The sequence below is a fragment of the Stenotrophomonas sp. PE591 genome, assembly GCF_018320795.1.
Lineage (GTDB): Bacteria > Pseudomonadota > Gammaproteobacteria > Xanthomonadales > Xanthomonadaceae > Stenotrophomonas > Stenotrophomonas maltophilia.
In genome coordinates, this window is the sequence record NZ_JAAOKO010000003.1 from 1 (window position 1) to 22820 (window position 22820).

Sequence of the window (22820 nt, forward strand, 5' to 3'; positions counted from 1 at the left end):
AGCTCGGCGTCGTCCACCATGTCGGCCTTGTTCAGGAACACGACGATGTACGGCACGCCGACCTGACGCGACAGCAGGATGTGCTCGCGGGTCTGCGGCATCGGGCCGTCAGCGGCCGAGCACACCAGGATCGCGCCGTCCATCTGGGCGGCACCGGTGATCATGTTCTTGACGTAGTCAGCATGGCCCGGGCAATCGACGTGGGCGTAGTGACGGACCGGGGATTCGTATTCGACGTGCGCGGTCGAGATCGTGATACCACGAGCCTTTTCTTCCGGAGCGGCGTCGATCGAGGAGTANTCCTTGAACTCGCCACCGAAGCGCTCGGCACCGATCTTGGTCAGTGCGGCGGTCAGCGTGGTCTTGCCGTGGTCGACGTGACCGATGGTGCCGACGTTGACGTGCGGCTTGGTGCGCTCGAACTTACCCTTNGCCATGGCTGCTTATCTCGAATTCGTCTGAGAGGTGATGCTTAAGATGGTGCTCACGAAAGGAATCGAACCTTCGACCTCTTCCTTACCAAGGAAGTGCTCTACCGACTGAGCTACGTGAGCCGAGTTTTGCATTATGACATGAACTCGATAATATTCAAAGTTCATTCAATGGAGCGGGAGACGGGAATCGAACCCGCACCATCAGCTTGGAAGGCTGAGGTTCTACCATTGAACTACTCCCGCGCCGGGAATGTCACAACGTGAAACTGGTGGAGGGAGGTGGATTCGAACCACCGAAGGCGTAAGCCAGCAGATTTACAGTCTGCCCCCGTTGGCCGCTTGGGTATCCCTCCTTACCACCCCATTCCGTTGCCGCCGAAGCGTTGCGGTGTGTGGTGGTGAGCCGCTTATTCTGCTGATGGGACGGGGGGCTGTCAACGCTTTTTTCCATTTTTTTCACACGCTGTCGCAAACCCATTGATACGCAAGGTTATTGCCCTGGGACCGGCAGGGTCTCGTTGGCGAAAATTGCGACATGAGGGACGCCGTCGCCGCCGATCCAGCCCCGATACATGCCCTGGGTGTTGAACGGCGTGGCCATTTTTCCGTCTGCGCCGAGCACGATCGCACCGCCGTCGCCGCCCATCTGCGGAATCGTCTCGTTGATCACGCCCTTGCCGGCCTGCTCCGGGCTCTGCCCCTGGTAGCGCATGCGCGCGCAGATCTCGTGCGCGGCCGCAGTGCGGATGTAGTACTCGCCCCACCCGGTGCCGGACACCGCGCAGCGTGCGTCGGCCCAGGTGCCGGCACCGATGATCGGCGAGTCACCGACCCGGCCGTAACGCTTGTTGGTCATGCCCCCGGTGGAGGTGCCGGCGGCCAGATGCCCCTGCGCGTCCAATGCGACCGCACCAACGGTACCGAAGTGCTTTGCAGTCTCCAGGTCGGCATGCGCCTGGCCGCTGGCCTCTTCCTTCAGCGCGCGCTGCAGCTGCTGCCAGCGCTTCTCTGTACGGAAGTAGGAGGGATCGACCAGAGGAATGCCCTGCTCGGCTGCGAAGGTTTCGGCGCCCTGCCCGACCATCATCACGTGGCGCGATTTCTGCATCACGGTCTGCGCCAGCAGGATCGGGTTGCGCACTCGCTGCACGCCCGCCACCGCGCCCGCCGCCTGGTTCGCGCCATCCATGACCGCCGCATCCAGCTCGTTGCGGCCGTCGTGGGTGAACACTGCGCCCTTGCCGGCGTTGAAGGTGGGATCGTCCTCCAGCACGGTGATCGCGGCGGTGACTGCGGCCAGCGCGGGGCGCCCCGCCGCCAGTTCCGCATGGCCCTTCAGCAGTGCCGCCCGCAGCGCGTCACGTGCGGCCTTTTCCTCGGCCGGCGACAGGTCCTTGCGCTCGACGCCGGCGCCGCCGTGGATGACCAGCAGCGGTGAAGCGGCCGGTGCGGCCTGGGCAAGCATGGGCAGGGACAGCAGCGCAGACAGCGCCAGGCGCAGTTTCATCGGATACGTCTCCAGCAGTAACGGGGAATGGATTGCAGGATAGTGCCGGCCGCTGGCCGGCGGGGGGCGTACCAGAGAAGGTGGGTTGTCGGCGAGCGGCCGGCACTACCGAAGCGTGAACTCAAGCTCGCCGTCGCTGACGTCGGCCACGGCCTGGTAGTCGGCCTCGGCCTGGACGTCATCCAGGCGCATGCGGCTGCCGCTGGCGACCACCGTTACCGGCACCGCGCGGAAGCGCAGCGGCTCGCCCTCGACCAGGCGGTCGGCATCGCGACCGGGGCTGACCACCCAGACCTTGCCCTCGCCATCAGCGCTGTAGACCTGCGCCTGGCCATCGGGCTCCACGCACAGGGCGGTGTCCTCGTCGACGCCGATGCCGACGATGTCGGGGTCGCCACTGTCCTGTGCGGCGCGCGCCACGAACACGATCAGGCGACCGAGCCGGTCGCGCTTGTCGAAGTGGGTATCGGTGACTACGCGCTGCAGGTAGGGCATCTGCAGGAAGCCGCTGTCCATGGTCACCGCGCTGCCCATCGGGTCCGCCAGGGCACCGGCAGAGGTGATGCTGCCGCCGTCCATCGCGCCGTAGGCATAGCCACCGAGGATGGCGAGCCCCGCACTGGTACCGGCAATCGGCTTGCCAGCGCGCACGTGGGCGTTCAGCGCGCGGTTGAGCGCAGTGCCCTTCCAGAAGCGGATGTAGCGCGACTGGTCACCACCGGCAATGAAGATGGCGTCAGCTGCGGCAACCACGCGCAGCACGGCGGGATCGTCGGCGCCGCGGCGGCTGTCGAAGACCAGCGTCTGCACTGCGGTGGTACCGCCGATCTCGCGGTACAGGCGGTCCTGCAGCTCATCACTGCCAGAAGCGCGCAGGATCAGCACACGGCCATTGCCAGCCTGCTTCAGCCACCAGTGGAAGGCCTCCGGCACCCATTCGCCACCGCCCATCAGCATCATGGCCGGTGCGCGCGGACCGGGCCGGGGCGCGTCGAGATCGCCGGCTTCGTAGTAGGCGAAGCCCGGGCCCTGCAGGTCCTGCGCAAGGGCGACCAACGGCACGGCCAAGACCAGCAGCGCCAGCCAGGCGAAGGGGGCACGCAGGGTCCGATGGAGGCGTCGCATCTTGATCTCCCTGAACAAAATCGACTTGCAAGCGTTTCCACTCTTTGCCAGATAGGGACCCAGTAGTCAAGGACATGAAAAAGGCGTTAAATGCGCGCGCCCGTTCCGGAAATCTGAATGGGGGACAGGGCCCCTCCTCTGCGGGCCGGCTTCATTTCCGAGAATTCCTCATGCGTAGAAAGGCGATGGCGTGGTCGATCCAGCTGGCGTTGATGGGCGTGGCTGCTTCCGCGGCGGCCCAGGCACCGGCTTCCTCCTCGGTTCAACAACTGGATGCGGTGCAGGTCACCGGTTCGCGCATTCCGCGCGCCCAGGTGGAAGGCCCCGCCCCGATCACGGTGATCAACGCCGAACAGATCCGCTCCAGCGGCTTCACCAGCGTGCCGGACGTGCTGCGTGCAATGACCCAGAACGGCGGTGAGACCCAGAGCCAGCAGTCTTCCAGCGGCGCCGACTTCTCGCCGGGCGCCCAGCAGGTGGACCTGCGCGGCCTGGGCCCGAACCACACGCTGGTGCTGGTCAATGGCCGCCGCATCGCCGACTTCCCGATGCCGTTCAAGGGCCGCAGCAACTTCACCGATGTCTCCAACATCCCGCTGGGGATGATCGAGCGCATCGAAGTGCTGACCGGCAGCGCCTCGGCCATCTACGGCTCGGACGCGATCGCCGGCGTGGTCAACTTCATCCTGAAGAAGAAGGCCGACGGCACCACGATCGACATGCGCATGGGCACCACCAGCGAAGGCGGTGGCGAGTCGTTCGACATGAGCCTGGCCAGCGGCTTCAGCCGCGGCAACTTCAACGCCGTGTACAGCGTCGAGCTGCAGTCGCAGACCCCGCTGTGGGCCTATGAGCGCGACATCCAGGATTCGACCCAGGACGGCCCCACCGAGGGCTCGCGCATCGCCCGCCGCGCTTACCTGCGTACGGACTACAACGACGACTACCTGGATCCGGGCGCGGCCACCTGCGAAGCGCTGGCCGGGCAGAACCAGGGCAGCACCTACCGCGCCTACCGCCCGCGCTACGGTTACTACTGCGGCAGCGACAGCTCGATCGGCTACGGCACCATCCTCAGCAAGCGCCGCGGCGCCAATGGCTACGCCTCGCTGAGCTACGACTTCGACAACGGCCAGCAATGGTTCGCCGATGTGCAGCTGGGCTACCACACGATGTCGCTGATGCGCGACGTCACCAAGTGGGGCCGCATGGACGCCAATGGCGATGAGTCGGGCTATTTCAACAACCAGGCCACCGGCGAGATCGAGTTCTGGCAGCGCCAGTTCTCACCCGAGGAAATGGGGGGCCTGCGCAATGCGATGGTACGCAGCACGCAGAAGACCTTCAGCGTGACCACCGGCTTCAAGGGCAATCTGGCCGGCAACTGGGACTACGAAGCGGCGCTGAGCCATTCGCAGTACCAGTCGCGGATCAGCTGGGCGCAGATCATCGCCTCCAAGGCCAATGACCTGTTCCTGGGCCCGCAGCTGGGCGTGGACGACGACGGTTTCCCGATCTACAACGCGGACCCGTCGCGGCTGTACCGGCCGCTGACCCGCGCCGAGTACGATTCGATTGCCGCACGCACTACCTATTCGCCGAAGTCGCGCACCGAGACGGCTGCATTCACGCTGACCAATTCCGCGCTGTTCGGCCTGCCGGGCGGTGATGCCGGGTTCGCCGCGACCGTGGAAGTGGGCCAACAGGCCTATGCGCTGAATCCCGATCCGCTGGCCACCCAGTACTACTACTACAGCTGGAAGGATTCGGACGGCCAGGGCTCGCGCAACCGCTGGGCGACCGCCGCCGAACTGCGCATGCCGCTGCACGAGACGGTCAACCTGAGCGTGGCCGGCCGCTACGACCAGTACCGCTATTCCGGCCACACCATCGGCAAGGCGACCTGGAGCGGCGGTCTGGAATGGCGCCCGATCGACACGCTGCTGGTACGTGGTTCGTATGGCACCGCGTTCCGCGCGCCGGATCTGCACTACGTGTTCGCCGGACCGGGCAACGACGAGACCACCGCCGAAGACCTGTACAGCTGCCGCGCCGATGGCGCCAGCGACTGTTCCGACTACGAGCGCAACCTGATCCGCAGCCGCACCGGCAACCGCCAGCTCGACCCGGAAACCAGCACCTCGTGGAGCGCAGGCTTCGTCTGGTCGCCGGCGATCGGCCTGGACCTGTCGGTGGACTGGTTCGACATCGACATGCGCAAGCAGGTGCAGGACATGGATGTGCGCACCCTCCTGGCCAACGAAGCGAACTGCCGGCTCGGCAGTGCCGACATCAATTCGCCGACCTGCGTGGACGCGCTCGACCGCATCACCCGTACCAGCGACGGCCGCCTGTACGGCGTGCGCGTGGCGCCGATCAACGTCGCCCGCGAGTCGACCTCCGGCATCGACGTCGGCCTGCGCTACCGCCTGCAGACCGGTATCGGCGACTTCATCCTCAATGGTACCCACACCTGGGTGAAGAAGCACGATTTCCAGCGCTACCCCGGCGATCCGACCCTGGACCAGTTCGCGGTCAACAGCGGATTCGACATCCCGCGCACCAAGACCAGCCTGAGCGTGACCTGGGAGAAGGACGCGTGGTCGGCCACGGTCTACGGTTCGCGCCTGGGCAAGCTGCCGACCTCCGACAACTACGACCAGTCGTTCGACTGGGAAAGCGGTGACAGCCCCTACGTGAAGGCGACCTACCGCTACAACGCCTCGGTGCAGTATCGCTTCGACGACCATTCGCGCCTGTCGCTGTCGGTGGTCAACGTGTTCAACAAGATGCCGCCGAAGGATGCCACCTACACCGCGTATCCGTACTACGACGTGTCCTGGTTCGACAGCGTCGGCCGCACCATCAACCTGCAGTACACCCACAAGTTCGGTGGCAGCGCGCTGTAAGGCACACCGTATTGCAGATCGTGGACAACAAGGCCCGCCACTGGCGGGCCTTGTTGTTCATGCACACTGCACCCGGTAGATGCCCACCTTGGTGGGCATTCGTTGCCGCGCACCCGCCTTGGGTTTTCCACACCGCACGTGGAAAGCGATGGGGGTTTGGTGTGGACAAGTCCCTGCGAGCCACGCATTGCAATGGTTTCGAAGGGTGGCAATTTTTTGTCCAGACAGAATCCGGGTTTTCCACATGCGCCGTGGAAAGCGATGGGAACTAGGTGTGGACAAGTAGGTGGGAGTGTTGCCACGCAAGCGTTTCGAAGCATGGCGAAAATTTATCCACACTGCGCGGGCAATCCCTGCAGAGCCGAGCCCACGCTCGGCTCCTGCTGGCATCAGCCGAGCATGGGCTCGGCTCTGCAGCGATACGCAGGGTTTTCCACACCGCGCGTGGAAAGTGGTGGGGGTTTGGTGTGGACAAGTACTTGCGAGCCGTGTGCCGCAGGCGCTTCAGGGCATGATCAATTTTTGTCCACGCGTGCAACCGATGCCGGAAACGCGAACGCCCCGCACAGGGCGGGGCGTCCGGGGTCGATCCGATGCCGCTGGATCAGACGTTGAAGCGGAAGTGCAGGATGTCGCCTTCCTGCACGCGGTATTCCTTGCCTTCCAGACGCAGGCGACCGGCTTCCTTGGCGCCGGCTTCGCCCTTGTACTTGATGAAGTCGTCATACGCGATGGTTTCGGCGCGGATGAAACCCTTCTCGAAGTCGGTGTGGATGACGGCGGCAGCCTGCGGAGCGGTAGCGCCCTTGCGCACGGTCCACGCGCGGACTTCCTTCACGCCAGCGGTGAAGTAGGTCTGCAGGCCGAGCAGGCTGTAGGCCGCGTTGATCACGCGGTTCAGGCCCGGCTCGCTCAGGCCGAGGTCGGCCAGGAAGGTATCGCGGTCTTCATCGTCGAGCTGGGACAGCTCTTCTTCGATCGCGGCCGACACCGGCACCACCTGCGCGCCTTCGGCGGCAGCATGCGCACGCACGGCTTCCAGGTGCGGGTTGTTCTCGAAGCCGTCTTCCAGCACGTTGGCGATGTACATCACCGGCTTCAGGGTCAGCAGGAACAGGTCGCGCACCAGCGCCTTCTCTTCCTCGTCCAGGCCCACCGAACGACCGGCCTTGCCGTCCGACAGCGCAGCCTGCAGCTTGGCCAGCACCGGCTTGCGCGCCGCTGCGTCCTTGTCGCCGCCCTTGGCCGCACGCTCGGCACGGTTCAGCGCCTTCTCGACACTGTCCAAGTCAGCCAGCGCCAGCTCGGTGTCGATGGTTTCGATGTCCGAGATCGGATCGACCTTGCCAGCCACGTGCACGATGTCGCCGTGCTCGAAGCAGCGCACCACGTGGGTGATCGCGTCGACTTCGCGGATGTGCGCCAGGAACTTGTTGCCCAGGCCTTCACCGCTGGCGGCACCGGCCACCAGGCCGGCGATGTCGACGAACTCGACCGCGGTCGGGATGACCTTCTGGGGATTGATGATGCCCGCCAGCTCGTTCAGGCGCGGGTCCGGCACCGGCACGATGCCGACGTTCGGCTCGATGGTGCAGAACGGGAAGTTCGCCGCGGCGATACCCGCCTTGGTCAGCGCATTGAACAGGGTCGACTTACCGACGTTGGGCAGGCCGACGATGCCGCATTTGATACCCATGGGTGACAGCTCTCTGGGGTGAAAGTGATTGGGGAAACAGCGGCCTGGGCGCTGCTTTTCCAATCATTCTCCGTACCGACCAACGGTCGGTACCTACCGGATTGGTTGGTTCCGTACCGACCAACGGTCGGTACCTACCGGATTGGTTGGTTCCGTACCGACCAACGGTCGGTACCTACCGGATTGGTTGGTTCCGTACCGACCAACGGTCGGTACCTACAGCTTATTTCGGGGTGTGCAGCCGCTTCATCGCTTCGCTGAAATCGCCCTGTACCGCCAGCGGCATCACGTCGATCGCATCGTCGATGGCGCGTGCGATCAGCACGTCGTCCTCCTTGGACGGGCGACCCAGCACCCAACCCACCACGCGGTCCTTGTGGCCGGGATGGCCGATGCCCACGCGCAAGCGATGGAACTTGCCGTGGCCGAGCAGGCGGATGGTGTCGCGCAGGCCGTTCTGGCCGCCGTGGCCACCATCGAACTTCAGCCGCGCCACGCCGGGCGCCAGGTCCAGTTCGTCGTGTGCGAGCAGGGTTTCTTCCGGTTCGATCTTCCAGAACCGCTGTGCGGCGGTGACCGACTTGCCGCTGAGGTTCATGAAGGTGGCGGGCTTGAGCAGCCACACCGTCTGCCCGGCGATCTCGACCTTGGCGGTCTCACCGAACAGCTTGCTGTCCACATTCCATCGCGCACCGGCTTTCTCCGCCAGGGCCTCAACGAAATGAAACCCGGCATTGTGCCGGGTCCGGGCGTGTTCCGATCCGGGATTGCCCAGACCGACGATCAGTCGCAGTCCTGCCATGGTTCCTTCCAGTACGGTGCCTGCCCGGAGGCAGGCACCGTAACGGTATTACTCGGCGGCAGCCGCTTCTTCGTCAGCCTCGTCGGCCTTGCCGGCCTTGGCGGTGACGATGGCGTCGTCGTGGTCCTTGCCCAGCGCCAGGGCCGGGATTTCCACGCCCTTCGGCAGCTTGATGTCGGACAGGTACACCACGTCACCGGCCTTCAGCTCGCCCAGGTCGACTTCGATCGACTCCGGCAGGTCCTTCGGCAGGCAGGTGATGGTCACTTCCTTCAGTTCGTGGGTGACCACGACGTCGGCAGCCTTGCCGGCCGGCGAGGTGTCTTCGTTGACGAAGTGCAGCGGGACCGAAGCGGTCAGGGCTTCGTTCTCGTTCACGCGCTGGAAGTCCAGGTGCATGATCAGCTGCTTGTACGGGTGGCGCTGCATGTCACGCAGCAGGACCTTCTGCACCTGGCCATCCAGGTTCAGGTCCAGGATCGAGGCATAGAACCACTCGTTCTGCTGGGCCAGCCAGATTTCGTTGTGGTCCAGGCTGATGGCGACCGGCTCGGCGTTGCCGCCGTACACGATGGCCGGGATCACACCGGCGTGACGCAGGCGGCGGCTCGCACCCTTACGCTGCAGTTCACGCTTGGTGACCTTGATTTCATGGGTCTTCGACATTTTCGACTACTCAGGTTGTTGCCGCGCCCTGCGGCGTGGCGGTTGAAGATGCTTCCGCGACCAGAAGCATCCGGGTATGCCCCCGCCGTTGCCGGCAGGGGCGAAGAACTCAGTCGACGTACAGCGAGCTGACCGACTCGCCGAAGGCGATGCGGCGCATCGTTTCGGCCAGCATTTCCGCCACGCTCAGCTGGCGGATCTTGCTGCACACCCGCGCCGCGTCCTTCAGCGGGATGGTGTCGGTCACCACCAGCTCGTCGAGCTGGGAATTGGTGATGTTGTCCACCGCCGGGCCCGACAGCACCGCGTGGGTGCAGTAGGCGGCGACCTTGAGCGCACCGCGCGCCTTCAGGGCAGCAGCAGCGGCGCACAGGGTGCCGGCGGTGTCGACGATGTCATCGACCATCACGCAGGTCTTGCCTTCGACGTCACCGATGATGTTCATCACGGTGGAGACGTTGGCGCGCGGGCGGCGCTTGTCGATGATCGCCAGGTCGGCGTCATCCAGGCGCTTGGCCACGGCACGGGCGCGGACCACGCCGCCCACGTCCGGCGACACGACGATCAGGTTCTCGGTGCCGTAGGCGCGCCAGATGTCGGCCAGCAGCAGCGGGGACGCATACACGTTGTCCACCGGAATATCGAAGAAGCCCTGGATCTGGTCGGCGTGCAGGTCGACGGTCAGCACGCGATCAGCGCCAGCGGTGCTGAACATCTTCGCCGCCAGCTTGGCGGTGATCGGCACGCGCGAGGAACGCATGCGGCGATCCTGGCGCGAGTAGCCGAAGTACGGCACCACGGCGGTCACGCTGGCCACCGATGCGCGCTTGAGCGCGTCGATCAGCACCAGCAGTTCCATCAGGTTTTCCGCGCTCGGCGCGCAGGTCGGCTGGATCACGAACACGTCCTGCTTGCGGACGTTCTCTTCGATCTCCACCTGCACTTCACCATCGGAGAAGTGCGAGACCAGCGCCTTGCCCGGGCGAACCCCCAGTTCCTTGCAGATGTTCTGCGCCAGACGTTTGTTGGCGTTGCCGGAAAAGACCAGCAGGTTCGGGGACTCTTGCATCATGATTGTCTCGGGCGGGGACGAGTGGCGGGGATCCGGAGTCGGCAAGGACCCCGATGGACCCTTGCTGCTGACAACACCGCGGTTGTTTCCACGTCCCGCGCGGGCGATGCGCTGGAAGGCGCGGACACAGCCGCTATTGGCAGGGGCGGTAGGATTCGAACCTACGAATGCCAGGATCAAAACCTGGTGCCTTGGGCCTCTTGGCGACGCCCCTGCATTGATAAATCAGTGTTGCTCGAGTGCATCCAGCAGTGGCGAACGCGCAACGCCCGCTGCCACCCTTGCCCGCAACTCCTTCGGCAACTTCGACCGTCCCTGCTCTGCGGCAGACTGCGATGCGAACTCGACGAAACAACCACTTCCCGAACCGGTCAGCCGCGCCGTGCCGATGCCGCTCAACGCGGCGAACGCTGCCTCGACGGCAGGCTCACGGCGGCGCAGCACCGGTTCGAACGCGTTCCCGACCAGGGTCCCGGAAGCGAAGTCCTCTATTTTCGCCACTGGGCTGCCGCGCGTCAAATCCGGGTCTGCGAACAGAGCCGGGGTGGGAACATGAACACCCGGTTCAACCACCACATACCAGGCCGGCTCCAGCACGATCGGCTGCAGGCGCTCACCCACCCCTTCGGCCCAGGCATTGCGCCCGCGCACGAACACCGGCACGTCAGCGCCCAGGCGCAGTCCCAGCGCAGCAAGCGCGTCCTCGTCCAGACCGGCACGCCAGAGCCGGTTCAGCACCACCAGTACGGTGGCCGCGTCAGACGAACCGCCGCCAAAGCCACCACCTGCAGGAACGTGTTTTTCGACGATGATGTCTGCGCCTTGCACGATGTTGGCCGCATCTTTCAGAAGCCGCGCGGCGCGGACCGCCAGGTCATCCGCCTCGGCCACGCCAGCCAGCCCCTCGCCCTGCCGGCGCACCTGGCCGTCTTCGCGCAGGCGCAGACCGATGCGGTCGCCCCAGTCCAGCAGGCGGAACACGGTCTGCAACTCGTGGTAGCCATCGGCACGGCGGCCGGTGATGTGCAGGAACAGGTTCAGCTTGGCCGGGGCCGGCCACCAGGACCAGCCCGTGTCATCGCGCCCGGCACTCATGGGGTGCCCTGCCCCCATTGGTCGACCAGCAGGCGCACCTTGGCGTCCCCATTGCTGGCCTCGATCCGGCGCGGCAGCGCCGGGCGCCCGGCCTCGGCCGGGTACCAGTCCAGGTACTGCACCTGCCAGCCCATCTGCTGCATGCGACGCGGCCGGCCTTCACCATCACGCTCGACCTTCTCCGGACCGGCAGCATCACCGGCCACCAGGCCACGAATCCACGCCGGCAGCTGGTTGACCGGGATGTCCCAGCCGGTCGCTTCCAGCAGCAGTTGCTGCGCGTCCTCGCCGGCACGCGGCCCACCGGCCAGTCCCTCCAGGCGACCGGCTTCGGAATGGGTATCGCTGGTCAGCTTCCAGCTCTGCCGGGTCACCGGCGCGCTCAGCTCGACCACATAGCGGCGTCCTTCCTGCTTCCAGTCGATGCGTCCGCTGCCGCCATCCTTGCCCTTGCTGACTGCGACCCGGCCCTGGAAAGCCCAGTCCGGCTGTGCCTGCAGCGCGGCCACGCGCGCCGCCTCGGCCTGCGCCGCTTCGGCCGAAACAACCTCGACCACCGCCGGCGCCGGGGTCTTCTGCGTGCCCACGCTGGTACAGGCGGTCAGCGCCAGGGCCGCAGTTGCCAACAGCAGCGGCCGGATCAGGGAAACACTCATGGATTGAATTTCTCGCGGGCGCGCAGCAGCGCGCGGTTTTCAGGGTCGAGCTTGGCCGCTTCGTCGAAGAAATGGCGGGCCTCGTCATGCTTGCCCAGCACCCACAACACTTCGCCGACATGGGCGGCGATCTCAGGGTCCTTGGCCAGGGTCCAGGCACGGCGCAGCTGCACCAGTGCTTCTTCCTTGCGGCCCAGGCGATACAGCACCCAGCCATAGCTGTCGACGATGGCAGCGTTGTCCGGTTCGGCCACGCGGGCGCGATCGATCAGCTCCAGCGCTTCCTGCAGGCGACCGGTGCGATCGGCCAGGGTGTAACCCAGCGCGTTCAATGCCGGCACGTTCTCCGGGTCGGTCACCAGGATCTTGCGCAGGTCGGCCTCGGCGCGCGGGATGTCGTCGCGGCGTTCCCAGGTGAGCGCACGGGCGTACAGCAGGCCGTTGTCATCCGGGTAGGCGGCCAGGCCGCGGGCCAGCGCATCCAGCTCCCCGGCACTGTCGTCAGCACGCTGGCGCAGTTCGGCTTCCAGCAGGTAGGCATCGCGGCGCACATCGTCGTCGACCACCGCATCGGACTGGATCGCGTGCACTTCATCCAATGCCTGCGGCAGGCGCCCGGCCAGAGCCTGGGCGTTGGCCGCGCGCAGGCGCGCCTCGCTCAGTTCATCGCCACCGGGCACGCTGTGGTACCACTGCACCGCCTCGGGATAACGCTTCAGGTATTCGGCGATCTTGCCCAGCAGCAGGCGCTGCGCCGGGTCCGGCTTGGCCGCCTGCCGCGACAGTTCGTTGTAGAGGTTGGACAGCGCGGCCTTGTCGCCCTGCTTGGCCAGCAGCGAGGCGCGCATGCCCCAGGTCTGCACGTCCTGCGGGCCGAACGCCAGCACGCGCTCGGCGGCGGACGGCTGGCCGAGGCTGTCGTAGGCGATGGCCACTGCATTGCGCAGTTCCGGGTCCTGTCGGGTCTTCGGCTCCACATCGTGCAGCAGCGACAGCGCCTTGCCGGTCTCCCCGGCCTGCTGCAGCTGGCTGGCGCGCAGCAGCGCAACGCGCGGTTCTTCGGGGAAGCGCTTGACCACTTCATCGATCATGCGCCGCGCCAGCTCGGGCTTGTCCATGCGCAGGGCAAGGCGTCCGAACTCCTGCCACGCCTCGATCTTCGGCGGAATGGCGTTGGCGTCGACCAGCTCGCCCAGCACCTGCGCCGGCACTGCCGGGTCGCGGCCGCCGCCGATCAGGGCGGCCAGGGCGAACTTCCAGCCACGTTCATCCGGGTCGGCCAGCAAGGCCTGCAGATCGCCACGCGCTGCCTTCACATCGCCCTGGCGCATGGCCAGCGCGGCAGCGGCACTGCGCATGGTCAACGAGCTGGGCGCGCGCTGCTGCCACAGGGCCAGGCCCTTGGCGGCGCTGGCGTCATCGTTGGCGAGCATGGAAATGCGGGTCGCGCGCTCGGCCAGGCCGGCGTCGCCGTCGGTCTGCTGGGCGGCCTGCAGGTACCAGCGGGCCGCCTCGGCCAGCTTGCCAGCCTGCAGCGCGAACTCACCGGCCATCACCGGTTCCAGCGCCAGTTCCTCAGTGGCCGGGGCCCGTACGGGGGCCTTGGCTGGCACCGCCGCCAGGGCCTGGCTGCAGGCCAGGGACAGCAGCAGAACACTGGGGATGCGAATCAATGCGGGCATCGTCGGCATCGGGGCCTTAAAATGTCGTCCAATGGCCAGCAGCTTATCGCAAGCAACTGAACAATGACCCTGTGGGTGCTCGGACTGAATCACCAGACCGCACCGGTGGAGCTGCGCGAGCGCGCGGCCTTCGCCGGTGAGGCGTTGCCGCGCGCGCTCGGTTCGCTGCGCGACACTCCGCAGATCGCCGAGGCGGTGCTGCTGTCCACCTGCAACCGCACCGAGCTGTATGCCGTGGCCGATTCGGCACAGGCACTGGACCAGTGGCTGCAGGCCCAGGCCGGCGACCTGCAGGGCTACCTGTACCAGCATGCCGATGCAGAAGCCGTGCGCCACCTGTTCCGGGTCGCCACCGGCCTGGACTCGATGGTGCTGGGCGAACCGCAGATCCTCGGCCAGGTGAAGGACGCATGGTCGACGGCGCGTGACCACGGCCTGCTCGGCCAGCGCCTGGACCGCCTGTTCCAGCAGACCTTCTCGGTGGCCAAGCGTGCGCGCACCGATACCCAGGTCGGCGCCAACCCGGTATCGGTGGCGTCGGCGGCGGTGCGCCTGGCGCAGAACGCGTTCGCGCGGCTGGACGATTCCACCGTGCTGCTGGTCGGTGCCGGCGAGACCATCGAACTGGCTGCACGGCACCTGAGCGAAGGCAAGGTACGCCGGCTGCTGATCGCCAACCGCACCCTCGCCCACGCGCAGGAACTTGCCAGCCGCCATGGTGGCGTAGCCCTGCCGCTGACCGAACTGGACCGCCACCTGGGCGAGGCCGACGTGGTGTTCTCGGCCACCGCTGCGCGCGAACCGGTGATCCACCGCGAGATGGTGGCCAAGGCCCTGCGCGCGCGCCGGCACAAGCCTATGCTGCTGTTCGACCTGGCCGTGCCGCGTGACATTGAGGCGGAGGTCGGCACGCTCAACGACGCCTTCCTCTACACCGTCGACGACCTGGAGCGCGCGGTGGAAGACAACCGCCGCGGACGCCGCGAGGCGGCCGCCGAGGCCGAGGCGATCATCGACCTTCAGGTATCGCGTTTTATCGAGACCCAGCAGGCCAGCGCCCACCAGGCGCCGCTACGACAGCTGCGTGCGTTCGGCGAGGCCACCCGCACTGAACTGCTGGAACGCGCGCGCCAGCAGCTGGCCAACGGCAAGCCGGCCGACGAAGTGCTGGAACTGCTGGCCCACGGCCTGACCAATCGATTGCTGCATCCTCCTACCGCTGCCCTGCGCGCTGCCGCACTGAGCGGCGATGCCGACCTGACCCGCGCCGCCGAGCGCCTGTTCCCGGCTACGCCGGGTTACCGCCACCCACCCGTGAGACCCGATGACGCCGACCCTGCGCCGTAAGCTGGAAGCGCTGGCCGAGCGCCGCGAAGAACTGGAACGCCTGCTCGCCGAACCCGACGTGGTCGCCGACAACACCCGTTTCCGCGACCTTTCGCGCGAATTCGCCCAACTTGAACCGATCGCCATCGCCTTGGCCGATGAATCCCGTGCCAAGGCTGATCTGGCCGCCGCGGAAGGCATGCGCGCCGATCCCGACCTGCGCGAACTGGCCGACGAGGAGATCGCCGCCGCGCAGGCGCGCCTGCTGGAACTGGAGCAGGAGCTGGCGCTGCTGCTGGTACCGCGCGACCCGCGCGACGAAGGCAACCTGTTCCTGGAAGTGCGCGCGGGTACCGGCGGCGATGAAGCGGCGATCTTTGCCGGCGACCTGTTCCGCATGTACGCCCGCTATGCCGAGCGCCAGGGCTGGAAGGTCGAGATCGAATCGGACAATCCCGGCGAGCACGGTGGCTACAAGGAAGTGGTGGCACGGGTGGTCGGCCGTGGTGCGTTCTCGCGCCTGAAGTTCGAATCGGGCACGCACCGTGTGCAGCGCGTGCCGGCCACCGAATCGCAGGGCCGCATCCACACCTCGGCGGCCACCGTGGCGATCATCCCGGAGGCCGACGAAGTCGATGACATCGTCATCAACCCGGCCGACCTGAAGGTGGATACGTTCCGCTCCTCCGGCGCCGGTGGCCAGCACGTCAACAAGACCGAGTCGGCGATCCGCATCACCCACGTACCGACCGGCGTGGTGGTGGAATGCCAGACCGAACGCAGCCAGCACGCCAACCGCGACAAGGCGATGAAGCGCCTGAAAGCGCAGCTGCTCGACGCCGAGCGCCAACGCCAGGACGCGGCGCAGGCCGAGTCGAGGCGCCTGCAGGTCGGCAGTGGTGATCGCAGCCAGCGCATCCGCACCTACAACTTCCCGCAGGGGCGCATCACCGACCACCGCGTGGAGGGCCTGACCCTGTACGACCTGCCCAACATCCTGGCCGGTGACCTCGATCCGCTGCTGCAGCGGCTCAGCCACGAACACCAGGTCGACGCCCTGGCCCAGCTGTCGGCGGGCTGAGCACGATGTCGGCCTGGCAGCAGCGACAGCAACTGCAGCAAGCGATCGCCCGCCAGCCCGACGACTTCGTCGCCTGGGTGATGCTGGCCGACGTGGAACTGGAAGCCGGCGACATCGCTGCCGGCGAACAGGCCGCACGACGTGCGCTGCAGCTGCGCCCGAATCACCCCGAAGCGCTGGCACGGCTGGGCCGCGTGGCGTGGATGGCCGGTGCACATGGCGATGCGGCCAAGCTGCTCGGCCAGGCCTCGGCATTGGCACCGCAGCATCCCGGCATTGCGCTGTGGCTGGGCCATGCACTGGAAGATGCCGATGATGCCGAAGGCGCGTCGGCGGCCTATCGACGCGCGCATGGGCTGATGCCGGCCGAGCCGTACATCGCCGCCCAGCGCCTGGCCTGGCAGCGTCGCCTGTGCGATTGGCAGGACCTGGACACGCTGGCGGCACAGGTGCGCGCCGCCGTTGCCAGCGGCCAGGGCGTGGTCGAGCCGTTCGCCTTCCTCAGCGAGGACGCCAGCGCTGCCGAACAGTTGGCCTGCGCGCACACCCGTGCGCTGGCCGTGGCTGCCTCGGTGCGGCCATTGCCGCCGGCAACGGTGCGCCCGCACGGCCCGCTGCGCGTCGGCTTCCTCTCCAATGGGTTCGGCGCACATCCGACCGGATTGCTGACCGTGGCGTTGTTCGAGCAGCTGCGTCGCGACCCCGCACTGCAACTGCATCTGTTCGCACTGAACCGCGACGACGGCGGCCGCATCCGCCAGCGGCTGCAGGCAGCGGCGCAGCTGCATGATGTGGCTGGCCTGCGACATGCCGATACCGCCGCACGCATCCGCGCACAGGGCATCGACCTGCTGTTCGACCTGCGCGGCTGGGGCGGTGGCGGCACGCCGGAAGTGTTGGCGATGCGCCCTGCCCCGCTGCAGTTGAACTGGCTGGCCTATCCGGGCACGTCGGGGGCGCCGTGGATGGACGCGGTGGTCGGCGATGCCTTCGCCCTGCCGCCGGCACTGGAGCCGTGCTACAGCGAACGCGTGCTGCGCCTGCCACGAGCCTTCCAGCCGTCAGACAATACGCGCGTGCTGGAGCCTGCGCCGACCCGTGCGGACTGCGGACTGCCCGCGCAGGGCGTAGTGTTCTGCTGTTTCAACAACAGCTACAAGCTCAACCCGCGCAGCATTGGCCGCGCCTTCGCAGTGCTGCAGGCAGTGCCCGGCAGCGTACTGTGGCTGCTGTCCGGACCGGGCCAGGCCGACGCCCGCCTGCGCACTGCCGCGCAGGCTGCCGGCCTGGACCCGGCACGCCTGGTGTTCATGGCCAAGCTGCCGCATCCGCAGTACCTGGCGCGCTATCAGCTGGCCGACCTGTTCCTCGACACGCATCCGTACAACGCGCACACCACCGCGTCCGACGCACTATGGGCCGGCTGCCCGGTGCTTACCTGCCCGGGTGACACCTTCGCCGCGCGCGTGGCCGGCAGCCTCAACCACCATCTGGGAATGGCACGGATGAATGTCGCCGACGATGCGGCGTTCATCACCACCGCCAGCGCGCTGGGCAACGACCCTGCAGCACTGGCGGCGTTGCGCGCTGAACTGGCACAGGCGCGCGAGCGCAGCGGGCTGTTCGACATGGACGGGTTTGCCCGCGATCTGTCGGCGTTGGTGCAGCAGCTGGCGCGCGAACACGGCTGGCTGGGAACAACCGAACCGACTGGGTAATGCCGGCTGGGTAATGTCGACTGGGCAACGTCCATTGGATGACGTCGACTGGGTAGAGTCGACTGCTGGTCGACTGCCCTCGGCAGGAAGCCGAAAACCCCGCGCTGCGCGCGATAGTCGACTGACCGTCGACTCTACCCGGCGTCGACATCGCCTGGGCAGCCCCTGCGCTACGCTCGGGCTTCCTCCCCGCGTGGTGTGACGATGGCCAAGCTCAAGCGCAAGGACTACGACGAACTGCTGCTGCCGCTGCAGCTGGAACTGACCGCCATGGCGCGCTGGGTGCAGCACAGCGGACAGCGCCTGCTGGTGCTGTTCGAAGGGCGCGACACGGCAGGCAAAGGCGGCGCGATCCAGGCCATCAGCCAGCACCTCAACCCGCGCCAGTGCCGGGTGGTGGCGCTGCCCAAGCCCACCGACCGCGAAGCCACGCAGTGGTACTTCCAGCGCTACGCCTCGCACTTGCCCGCCGCCGGCGAGATCGTGCTGATGGACCGCAGCTGGTACAACCGCGCAGGCGTCGAACGGGTGATGGGCTACTGCAGCGAGACCGAGTACCAGCAGTTCCTGCGCCAGGCGCCGGTGTTCGAACAGTTGCTGGTGGACGACGGCATCCTGCTGTTCAAGTACTGGCTGTGCGTGGACCAGGAGCAGCAGGAGAAGCGCTTCGCCGAGCGCCATCTCGATCCGCTGAAGGGCTGGAAGCTCTCTCCGGTGGACCTGAAATCGCGCAGCAAGTACAGCGCCTACACCGAGGCCCGCGAGGCGATGCTGCGCGCGACGCATCGGGAGGCGGCACCGTGGACACTGGTGGATTTCAACGACCAGCGGCTGGGCCGGCTGACGCTGGTGCGCAACCTGCTGGACCGGTTGCCGGACACGCGCGTGAATGCGCCGTTGCCGGAGCTGCCGAAGCTGAAGGGCAAGCTGCATCGCGAGCACTACGATGTGCTGAAGCCGATCGAGGACTTCCCGGTCGAGGATTAGGGTGGGTCGGCAGGGCCTGCGGCCCTGCACCTGCAGAGGCAACGACAACAGCCGGCTCTGGGAGTTTTGCTTGTTGGCTGGGGCGGTGTGGGTTGGCAGGACACGCCGTAAACCCATCCATGGGGGCTCGATGGCGCCATCCATGGCGCCAACGGTCCTGCCAACCCACACCGCCCCATCCCCGACGGATTTCCGGTGACGGAAGTAGATCCACGCCATGCGTGGATGAATCTCCATTGAAATCGATTATTTCGACAATTGAACGAAGAGCATCCACGCATGGCGTGGATCCACGTGTCGACCAGGGTCGACACCCATCAAGAGCAGGCCATGCATTCCGACAGATCGCGGAGAACTGTCGAAGGCGGGGTGGGTCCGGTGGCGGGGGCGTGAGCCGCATGGATGCGGCGACCGAGCTTACATGGACGTACTTGCAGCGCCCCCCGCCACCGGACCCACCCCGCCTACCCACGGGAAACCCCGCTTGGGCTGTTGCTTTTGCTGTTGCTGGGGTTGCCGGCCAGCGGCCGGCACTACCGCGGGTGCAGGGCCGCAGGCCCTGCCGCCCGACCCCATTACTTGGCAGCAGCGATCTGCTTTTCGATGTCGGCGGCCGTCACCGGGCCGAGGAAGGTGTGCGCCAGCTTGCCCTGTGGATCCAGCAGGTGCGTCAGCGGCAGGCCGCGCGGAGTGGCGAAATCGGCCGGCGGATCGAACGGGTCCACGATCACGATCGGATAGGTCACCGGATGCTTGGTCAGGAACGACTGCATTTCCGGCACTTCGATGTCCTCGTAGGCCAGGCCGACCACTTCGATGTTGCTGCGCATCGCATGCAGCGCCGACAACTCCGGCATCTCCTTGCGGCAGGGCGCACACCAGGTCGCCCAGAAGTTCACCACCACCCACTTGCCGCGGTGCGCGGCCAGGTCGTAGTCGCTGCCATCCACCGCCTTCATCTTCAGCGTCGGGAACTCGGCGGTGGTGCGCTCGGCCGGGGTTTCCTCGACCGGTGCCGGTGCGGTCGGCGTCGGTGCCTGCGCCGGCGGTTGGCTGCTGGCCGGCGTCGGCTCCTGGGCCGGCTTGCAGGCCGACAGTGCCAGCAGCAGGGCCAGCGGGAGCAGCAACGGGGTCTTGCGGGTCATGGCATGTCTCCAGAGTCGGTATAGATATCGCTGACCTTGCGCTTCAGGCGTTCACGCAGGGGCAGTCGCAGATCATCCAGCGCCGCCAATGCGGCACGGCCCAGGCTGTCGTCGCGATACGGCAGATGCTGCTCGGCTACCGGAATGCGCAACTGGGTACATTCGTAAAGATCGGCAAGGCTGACCTGGTCCAGGTCGCGCGAGAGCAGCCATTCGCCGCGTTCATCGCGGCGCAGCAGGCCGATCTCCTGCAGGTTGCAGGCCAGGTCCTGCAGCAGCGAATCGGTCAGCATCGGCTCCAGCCGCAGGATTTCATCGTCGGCCAGGCCCTTGCCCTTGGCACGGGCGTGGTGGAAGCGGCCGAGCAGGCGCAGCAGGCCATAGAACTCGTAGCCCTGCGGCAGGCGCAGTTCCACCGGCTGGTAGCGGAAGGCCGCCATCGACGAAGACAACGACGCGCCCAGCAGCACCGCCACCCAGCACAGGTAGATCCACAGCAGCAGGATCGGCACGAAGGCCACCGTGCCGTACAGCTTCTGGTAGGACTGGAAGCTGCCCAGATACGCGCCGATGCCCCACTTCACCAGCTCCAGGATCACCGCGGCCAGAATGGCGCCAGGCACTGCATGCCGCCACTTCACCGTGTGGTGCGGCACCACCCGGAACATCAGCGTGATGCAGACGAACTCGATCAGGATCGGCGCCAGCCGCAGTGCCAGTTCGGCCAGCCAGCGGCCCTCCTGGGTGCCGAACAGCGGCATCGCGAACACCCGCGCCGACACCGCCAGCGAAGCCGCCGCGAGCATCGCGCCCAGCGTCAGTACAGTCCAGTAGACCAGGAAGCGGGTCAGCTTGGGCCGGGTCGAGCCGACCCGCCAGATCTGGTTGAAGGTTTCTTCAACACTGTTGAGCGTGATCAGCAGCGACACCACCAGCGCGATGAAGCCGGCGGCGGTGAGCTGGCCGGCACTGGCCGAGAACTGCCGCAGGTAGCCCTCGGCCGCGCGCGCGGCATTGGGCACGAAGTTGGAGAAGACGTAATCGCTGAGCTGGTCGCTCCAGCGGTCGAAGACGGGGAAGGCCGACAGCACGCCGAACACCACGATCGCCAGCGGTACCAGCGCGAACACCGTGGTGTAGGCCAGCGCCGCCGCTGCCTGGAACAGGCGGTCGTCGAGGAAGCGATGCCACAGGAAGCGGCCGAAACTGATGGCCCGTGCGCGATCCCGCGCGCGCTCCATCCACAGGTTGAGCGTATCCAAAGGTTCCATCGGTGGAAGGGTACCCGATGCGGAATGCTGGCAGGATAGCCATACTGGCGACCACACGACGAGGAGAAGCGGGCACGATGGGCGAGATTCTGGTGCTGTACTACAGCCGGGGCGGTTCGGTGGCACGGCTGGCGCGCCAGATCGCGCGGGGCATTGGCGAAGTGCCGGGCATGAGCGCGCGCCTGCGCACGGTGCCGCCAGTGGCCGCCGTGACCCAGACCGCGCAGCCGCCGGTACCCGACGACGGCGCCCCCTACGTGAGCGTGCAGGACCTGGTGGAATGCCAGGGCCTGCTGCTCGGCAGCCCGACCCGCTTCGGCAACATGGCCGCGCCGGTCAAGCACTTCCTGGATGGACTGGGCGCCGAATGGGTCAATGGCACCCTGTCCGGCAAGCCGGCCGGCGTGTTCACTTCCACCGCCTCGATGCACGGCGGCCAGGAATCGACCCTGCTGTCGATGCAGGTGCCGCTGCTGCACCACGGCTGCGTGATCGTCGGCATCCCGTTCACCGAACCGGCGTTGAGCCACACCACCAGTGGCGGCACGCCCTATGGCGCCAGCCACGTGGCCGGTGCCGCCGACGATCCGCAGCCGACCGACGACGAGGCCGTGCTGGCCCGCGCGCTGGGCCGCCGGGTGGCCGACATCGCGCAGCGGTTGGCCCGATGAGCCGCCCGCCGCGCACGGTCCTGCTGCTGGCCCTGATGGGGCTGGCCGCGCTGTTCGCAGGCTGGTTCATCAATGACAAGCACTGGCTGGCCACCCAGCTGGTGTTCACCGCGCCGCCGCTGGCGCTGGCCTTTGCGCTGCGGCTGGGCTGGCGCAAGGCCAGGTTCTGGGCCTCGGTGCTGGCGCTGGGCTGGTTCAGCCACGGCGTGATGAGCGCCTGGAGCCACCCGGAAACACGCTGGCTGGCGCTGATCGAAATCGCCCTGGCCCTGCTGGTGATCTTCAGCGCCAGCCTGCCGGGGCTGCGCGCCCGCTTCGGCAAGCGACGCTGACGCTGCGCCCGCCGGGCCGTATCATCTGTGTTCCTGGCTCCGCGCCGCTGTACCTGTCCTGGTTTCGCGCATGCACATGATGGAAGAGCTCCTGGTCGTCACCACCGGTGGCACGATCGACAAGATCTACTTCGACGACAAGTCTGACTACCAGATCGGCGACCCCCAGATCGGCATGATCCTGCGCGAGCTGGGCGTGACGTTCCGCTTCAACGTGATTCCGATCCTGCGCAAGGATTCGCTGCACATCAACGATGAAGACCGCGAACTGATCCGCGCCACCATCGCCGCGCAGCCGACCCGCCACGTGCTGGTGACCCACGGCACCGACTCGATGGTGCAGACCGGCAAGGTGCTGGCGACGATCCCGGACAAGACCATCGTGATGACCGGTGCACTGAGCCCGGCACGCTTCCGTGGCTCGGATGCGGAGTTCAACATCGGCTGTGCGATCGGTGCGGTGCAGTCGCTGCCGAGCGGCGTGTACATCGCGATGAACGGTCGTATCTTCGATCCGCAGCACGTGCGCAAGAACGTGGCCGCCAACCGCTTCGAGTCGGTCTGAGGAACAGCGTGCCGACCAAGGTCGGCACCCACCAAAGCGCTGCCCTTGCAGGGCCGGTGCCTACCCAAAGAGAAAACGCC

General features: G+C 66.8%; 20 protein-coding genes and 4 tRNA genes. 8 read left to right on the plus strand and 16 right to left on the minus strand.

What is annotated here, in order from left to right; translation table 11 throughout:
- The 6 genes from JLDANKMP_RS09775 to JLDANKMP_RS09800 all read right to left on the minus strand — a co-directional run.
- Nucleotides 1-437: GTP-binding protein (locus tag JLDANKMP_RS09775; RefSeq protein WP_212561001.1), on the minus strand; the 437-nt coding region annotated here is incomplete at its 3' end.
- 41 nt (nt 438-478) lie between these two features.
- Nucleotides 479-554: transfer RNA gene (locus JLDANKMP_RS09780), tRNA-Thr, on the minus strand.
- Nucleotides 555-603: 49 nt separating this feature from the next.
- Nucleotides 604-677 (minus strand) — tRNA-Gly (locus tag JLDANKMP_RS09785).
- 24 nt (nt 678-701) lie between these two features.
- A tRNA-Tyr gene (locus JLDANKMP_RS09790) sits at nt 702-787 on the minus strand.
- 137 nt (nt 788-924) lie between these two features.
- A complete protein-coding gene (locus JLDANKMP_RS09795) occupies nt 925-1941 on the minus strand; it encodes an isoaspartyl peptidase/L-asparaginase (protein WP_049395824.1) in 1017 nt (338 codons plus the stop codon).
- Nucleotides 1942-2046: 105 nt separating this feature from the next.
- Nucleotides 2047-3066 carry a cyanophycinase gene (locus JLDANKMP_RS09800; RefSeq protein ID WP_005408200.1) on the minus strand — a complete coding sequence of 340 codons (1020 nt, stop codon included), beginning with the start codon at nt 3064-3066 and terminating at the stop codon, nt 2047-2049.
- A gap of 170 nt (nt 3067-3236) precedes the next feature.
- On the opposite strand from JLDANKMP_RS09800, the gene JLDANKMP_RS09805 reads away from it, so the two are divergent.
- Entirely contained in the window at nt 3237-5975 is a 2739-nt protein-coding gene (locus JLDANKMP_RS09805) for a TonB-dependent receptor (RefSeq protein ID WP_212561002.1), read from the plus strand.
- A 604-nt stretch (nt 5976-6579) separates the two neighbouring features.
- Here JLDANKMP_RS09805 and ychF read toward each other — a convergent pair.
- From ychF to JLDANKMP_RS09845, 8 genes are all read right to left on the minus strand, one after another.
- A complete protein-coding gene (ychF, locus tag JLDANKMP_RS09810; RefSeq protein ID WP_005408193.1) occupies nt 6580-7671 on the minus strand; it encodes a redox-regulated ATPase YchF in 1092 nt (363 codons plus the stop codon).
- Between the two features lie 223 nt (nt 7672-7894).
- On the minus strand, nt 7895-8473 hold the full coding sequence (gene pth / locus JLDANKMP_RS09815; protein ID WP_005408192.1) for an aminoacyl-tRNA hydrolase: 579 nt from the start codon (nt 8471-8473) through the stop codon (nt 7895-7897).
- A 48-nt stretch (nt 8474-8521) separates the two neighbouring features.
- The gene (locus JLDANKMP_RS09820; RefSeq protein ID WP_005408191.1) at nt 8522-9139 is read right to left on the minus strand and encodes a 50S ribosomal protein L25/general stress protein Ctc; all 618 of its coding nucleotides are present in this window, start codon (nt 9137-9139) and stop codon (nt 8522-8524) included.
- Between the two features lie 109 nt (nt 9140-9248).
- Entirely contained in the window at nt 9249-10208 is a 960-nt protein-coding gene (locus JLDANKMP_RS09825; protein WP_005415400.1) for a ribose-phosphate diphosphokinase, read from the minus strand.
- Between the two features lie 140 nt (nt 10209-10348).
- Nucleotides 10349-10425, minus strand: a tRNA-Gln gene (locus JLDANKMP_RS09830).
- 11 nt (nt 10426-10436) lie between these two features.
- On the minus strand, nt 10437-11306 hold the full coding sequence (gene ispE / locus JLDANKMP_RS09835) for a 4-(cytidine 5'-diphospho)-2-C-methyl-D-erythritol kinase (RefSeq protein WP_212561003.1): 870 nt from the start codon (nt 11304-11306) through the stop codon (nt 10437-10439).
- Nucleotides 11303-11962, minus strand: coding sequence for a lipoprotein insertase outer membrane protein LolB (gene lolB, locus JLDANKMP_RS09840; RefSeq protein WP_212561004.1), 660 nt, complete (start codon nt 11960-11962; stop codon nt 11303-11305). Before lolB ends, ispE begins: the two co-directional genes overlap by 4 nt.
- Nucleotides 11959-13644, minus strand: a complete 1686-nt coding sequence (locus tag JLDANKMP_RS09845; protein WP_172961843.1) for a tetratricopeptide repeat protein — start codon at nt 13642-13644, stop codon at nt 11959-11961. The genes lolB and JLDANKMP_RS09845 overlap by 4 nt, the downstream gene beginning before the upstream one ends.
- Before the next feature lie 63 nt (nt 13645-13707).
- Between JLDANKMP_RS09845 and hemA the strand changes: the two genes are divergently transcribed.
- The 4 genes from hemA (at nt 13708) to ppk2 (ending at nt 18756) form a co-directional block, all read left to right on the plus strand.
- Nucleotides 13708-14991 (plus strand): glutamyl-tRNA reductase, encoded by a 1284-nt coding sequence (gene hemA / locus JLDANKMP_RS09850; protein WP_005408187.1) that lies wholly within the window; start codon nt 13708-13710, stop codon nt 14989-14991.
- On the plus strand, nt 14969-16051 hold the full coding sequence (gene prfA, locus JLDANKMP_RS09855; protein ID WP_005412330.1) for a peptide chain release factor 1: 1083 nt from the start codon (nt 14969-14971) through the stop codon (nt 16049-16051). The genes hemA and prfA overlap by 23 nt, the downstream gene beginning before the upstream one ends.
- A 5-nt stretch (nt 16052-16056) precedes the next feature.
- The gene (locus tag JLDANKMP_RS09860) at nt 16057-17769 is read left to right on the plus strand and encodes a tetratricopeptide repeat protein (RefSeq protein ID WP_212561005.1); all 1713 of its coding nucleotides are present in this window, start codon (nt 16057-16059) and stop codon (nt 17767-17769) included.
- Nucleotides 17770-17973: 204 nt separating this feature from the next.
- A complete protein-coding gene (gene ppk2, locus JLDANKMP_RS09865) occupies nt 17974-18756 on the plus strand; it encodes a polyphosphate kinase 2 (protein WP_212561006.1) in 783 nt (260 codons plus the stop codon).
- A 575-nt stretch (nt 18757-19331) separates the two neighbouring features.
- On the opposite strand, the gene JLDANKMP_RS09870 is transcribed toward ppk2, so the two are convergent.
- Entirely contained in the window at nt 19332-19901 is a 570-nt protein-coding gene (locus JLDANKMP_RS09870) for a TlpA disulfide reductase family protein (RefSeq protein WP_005408183.1), read from the minus strand.
- Nucleotides 19898-21172, minus strand: coding sequence for a YihY family inner membrane protein (locus tag JLDANKMP_RS09875; protein ID WP_005408182.1), 1275 nt, complete (start codon nt 21170-21172; stop codon nt 19898-19900). Before JLDANKMP_RS09875 ends, JLDANKMP_RS09870 begins: the two co-directional genes overlap by 4 nt.
- Before the next feature lie 77 nt (nt 21173-21249).
- On the opposite strand from JLDANKMP_RS09875, the gene wrbA reads away from it, so the two are divergent.
- The 3 genes from wrbA (at nt 21250) to JLDANKMP_RS09890 (ending at nt 22740) form a co-directional block, all read left to right on the plus strand.
- Nucleotides 21250-21843 carry an NAD(P)H:quinone oxidoreductase gene (wrbA, locus tag JLDANKMP_RS09880; protein WP_005408181.1) on the plus strand — a complete coding sequence of 198 codons (594 nt, stop codon included), beginning with the start codon at nt 21250-21252 and terminating at the stop codon, nt 21841-21843.
- Nucleotides 21840-22175, plus strand: a complete 336-nt coding sequence (locus tag JLDANKMP_RS09885) for a DUF2069 domain-containing protein (RefSeq protein WP_212561007.1) — start codon at nt 21840-21842, stop codon at nt 22173-22175. The genes wrbA and JLDANKMP_RS09885 overlap by 4 nt, the downstream gene beginning before the upstream one ends.
- Before the next feature lie 79 nt (nt 22176-22254).
- The gene (locus tag JLDANKMP_RS09890; protein WP_010481766.1) at nt 22255-22740 is read left to right on the plus strand and encodes an asparaginase domain-containing protein; all 486 of its coding nucleotides are present in this window, start codon (nt 22255-22257) and stop codon (nt 22738-22740) included.
- Nucleotides 22741-22820 lie beyond the last annotated feature (80 nt).

Bases quoted from the DNA above. Each gene is read 5' to 3' on its own strand.
- JLDANKMP_RS09795 (WP_049395824.1), bottom strand. From the start codon at position 1,941: ATGAAACTGCGCCTGGCGCTGTCTGCGCTGCTGTCCCTGCCCATGCTT.
- JLDANKMP_RS09800 (WP_005408200.1), bottom strand. From the start codon at position 3,066: ATGCGACGCCTCCATCGGACCCTGCGTGCCCCCTTCGCCTGGCTGGCG.
- JLDANKMP_RS09805 (WP_212561002.1), top strand. From the start codon at position 3,237: ATGCGTAGAAAGGCGATGGCGTGGTCGATCCAGCTGGCGTTGATGGGC.
- ychF (WP_005408193.1), bottom strand. From the start codon at position 7,671: ATGGGTATCAAATGCGGCATCGTCGGCCTGCCCAACGTCGGTAAGTCG.
- pth (WP_005408192.1), bottom strand. From the start codon at position 8,473: ATGGCAGGACTGCGACTGATCGTCGGTCTGGGCAATCCCGGATCGGAA.
- JLDANKMP_RS09820 (WP_005408191.1), bottom strand. From the start codon at position 9,139: ATGTCGAAGACCCATGAAATCAAGGTCACCAAGCGTGAACTGCAGCGT.
- JLDANKMP_RS09825 (WP_005415400.1), bottom strand. From the start codon at position 10,208: ATGCAAGAGTCCCCGAACCTGCTGGTCTTTTCCGGCAACGCCAACAAA.
- ispE (WP_212561003.1), bottom strand. From the start codon at position 11,306: ATGAGTGCCGGGCGCGATGACACGGGCTGGTCCTGGTGGCCGGCCCCG.
- lolB (WP_212561004.1), bottom strand. From the start codon at position 11,962: ATGAGTGTTTCCCTGATCCGGCCGCTGCTGTTGGCAACTGCGGCCCTG.
- JLDANKMP_RS09845 (WP_172961843.1), bottom strand. From the start codon at position 13,644: ATGCCCGCATTGATTCGCATCCCCAGTGTTCTGCTGCTGTCCCTGGCC.
- hemA (WP_005408187.1), top strand. From the start codon at position 13,708: ATGACCCTGTGGGTGCTCGGACTGAATCACCAGACCGCACCGGTGGAG.
- prfA (WP_005412330.1), top strand. From the start codon at position 14,969: ATGACGCCGACCCTGCGCCGTAAGCTGGAAGCGCTGGCCGAGCGCCGC.
- JLDANKMP_RS09860 (WP_212561005.1), top strand. From the start codon at position 16,057: ATGTCGGCCTGGCAGCAGCGACAGCAACTGCAGCAAGCGATCGCCCGC.
- ppk2 (WP_212561006.1), top strand. From the start codon at position 17,974: ATGGCCAAGCTCAAGCGCAAGGACTACGACGAACTGCTGCTGCCGCTG.
- JLDANKMP_RS09870 (WP_005408183.1), bottom strand. From the start codon at position 19,901: ATGACCCGCAAGACCCCGTTGCTGCTCCCGCTGGCCCTGCTGCTGGCA.
- JLDANKMP_RS09875 (WP_005408182.1), bottom strand. From the start codon at position 21,172: ATGGAACCTTTGGATACGCTCAACCTGTGGATGGAGCGCGCGCGGGAT.
- wrbA (WP_005408181.1), top strand. From the start codon at position 21,250: ATGGGCGAGATTCTGGTGCTGTACTACAGCCGGGGCGGTTCGGTGGCA.
- JLDANKMP_RS09885 (WP_212561007.1), top strand. From the start codon at position 21,840: ATGAGCCGCCCGCCGCGCACGGTCCTGCTGCTGGCCCTGATGGGGCTG.
- JLDANKMP_RS09890 (WP_010481766.1), top strand. From the start codon at position 22,255: ATGGAAGAGCTCCTGGTCGTCACCACCGGTGGCACGATCGACAAGATC.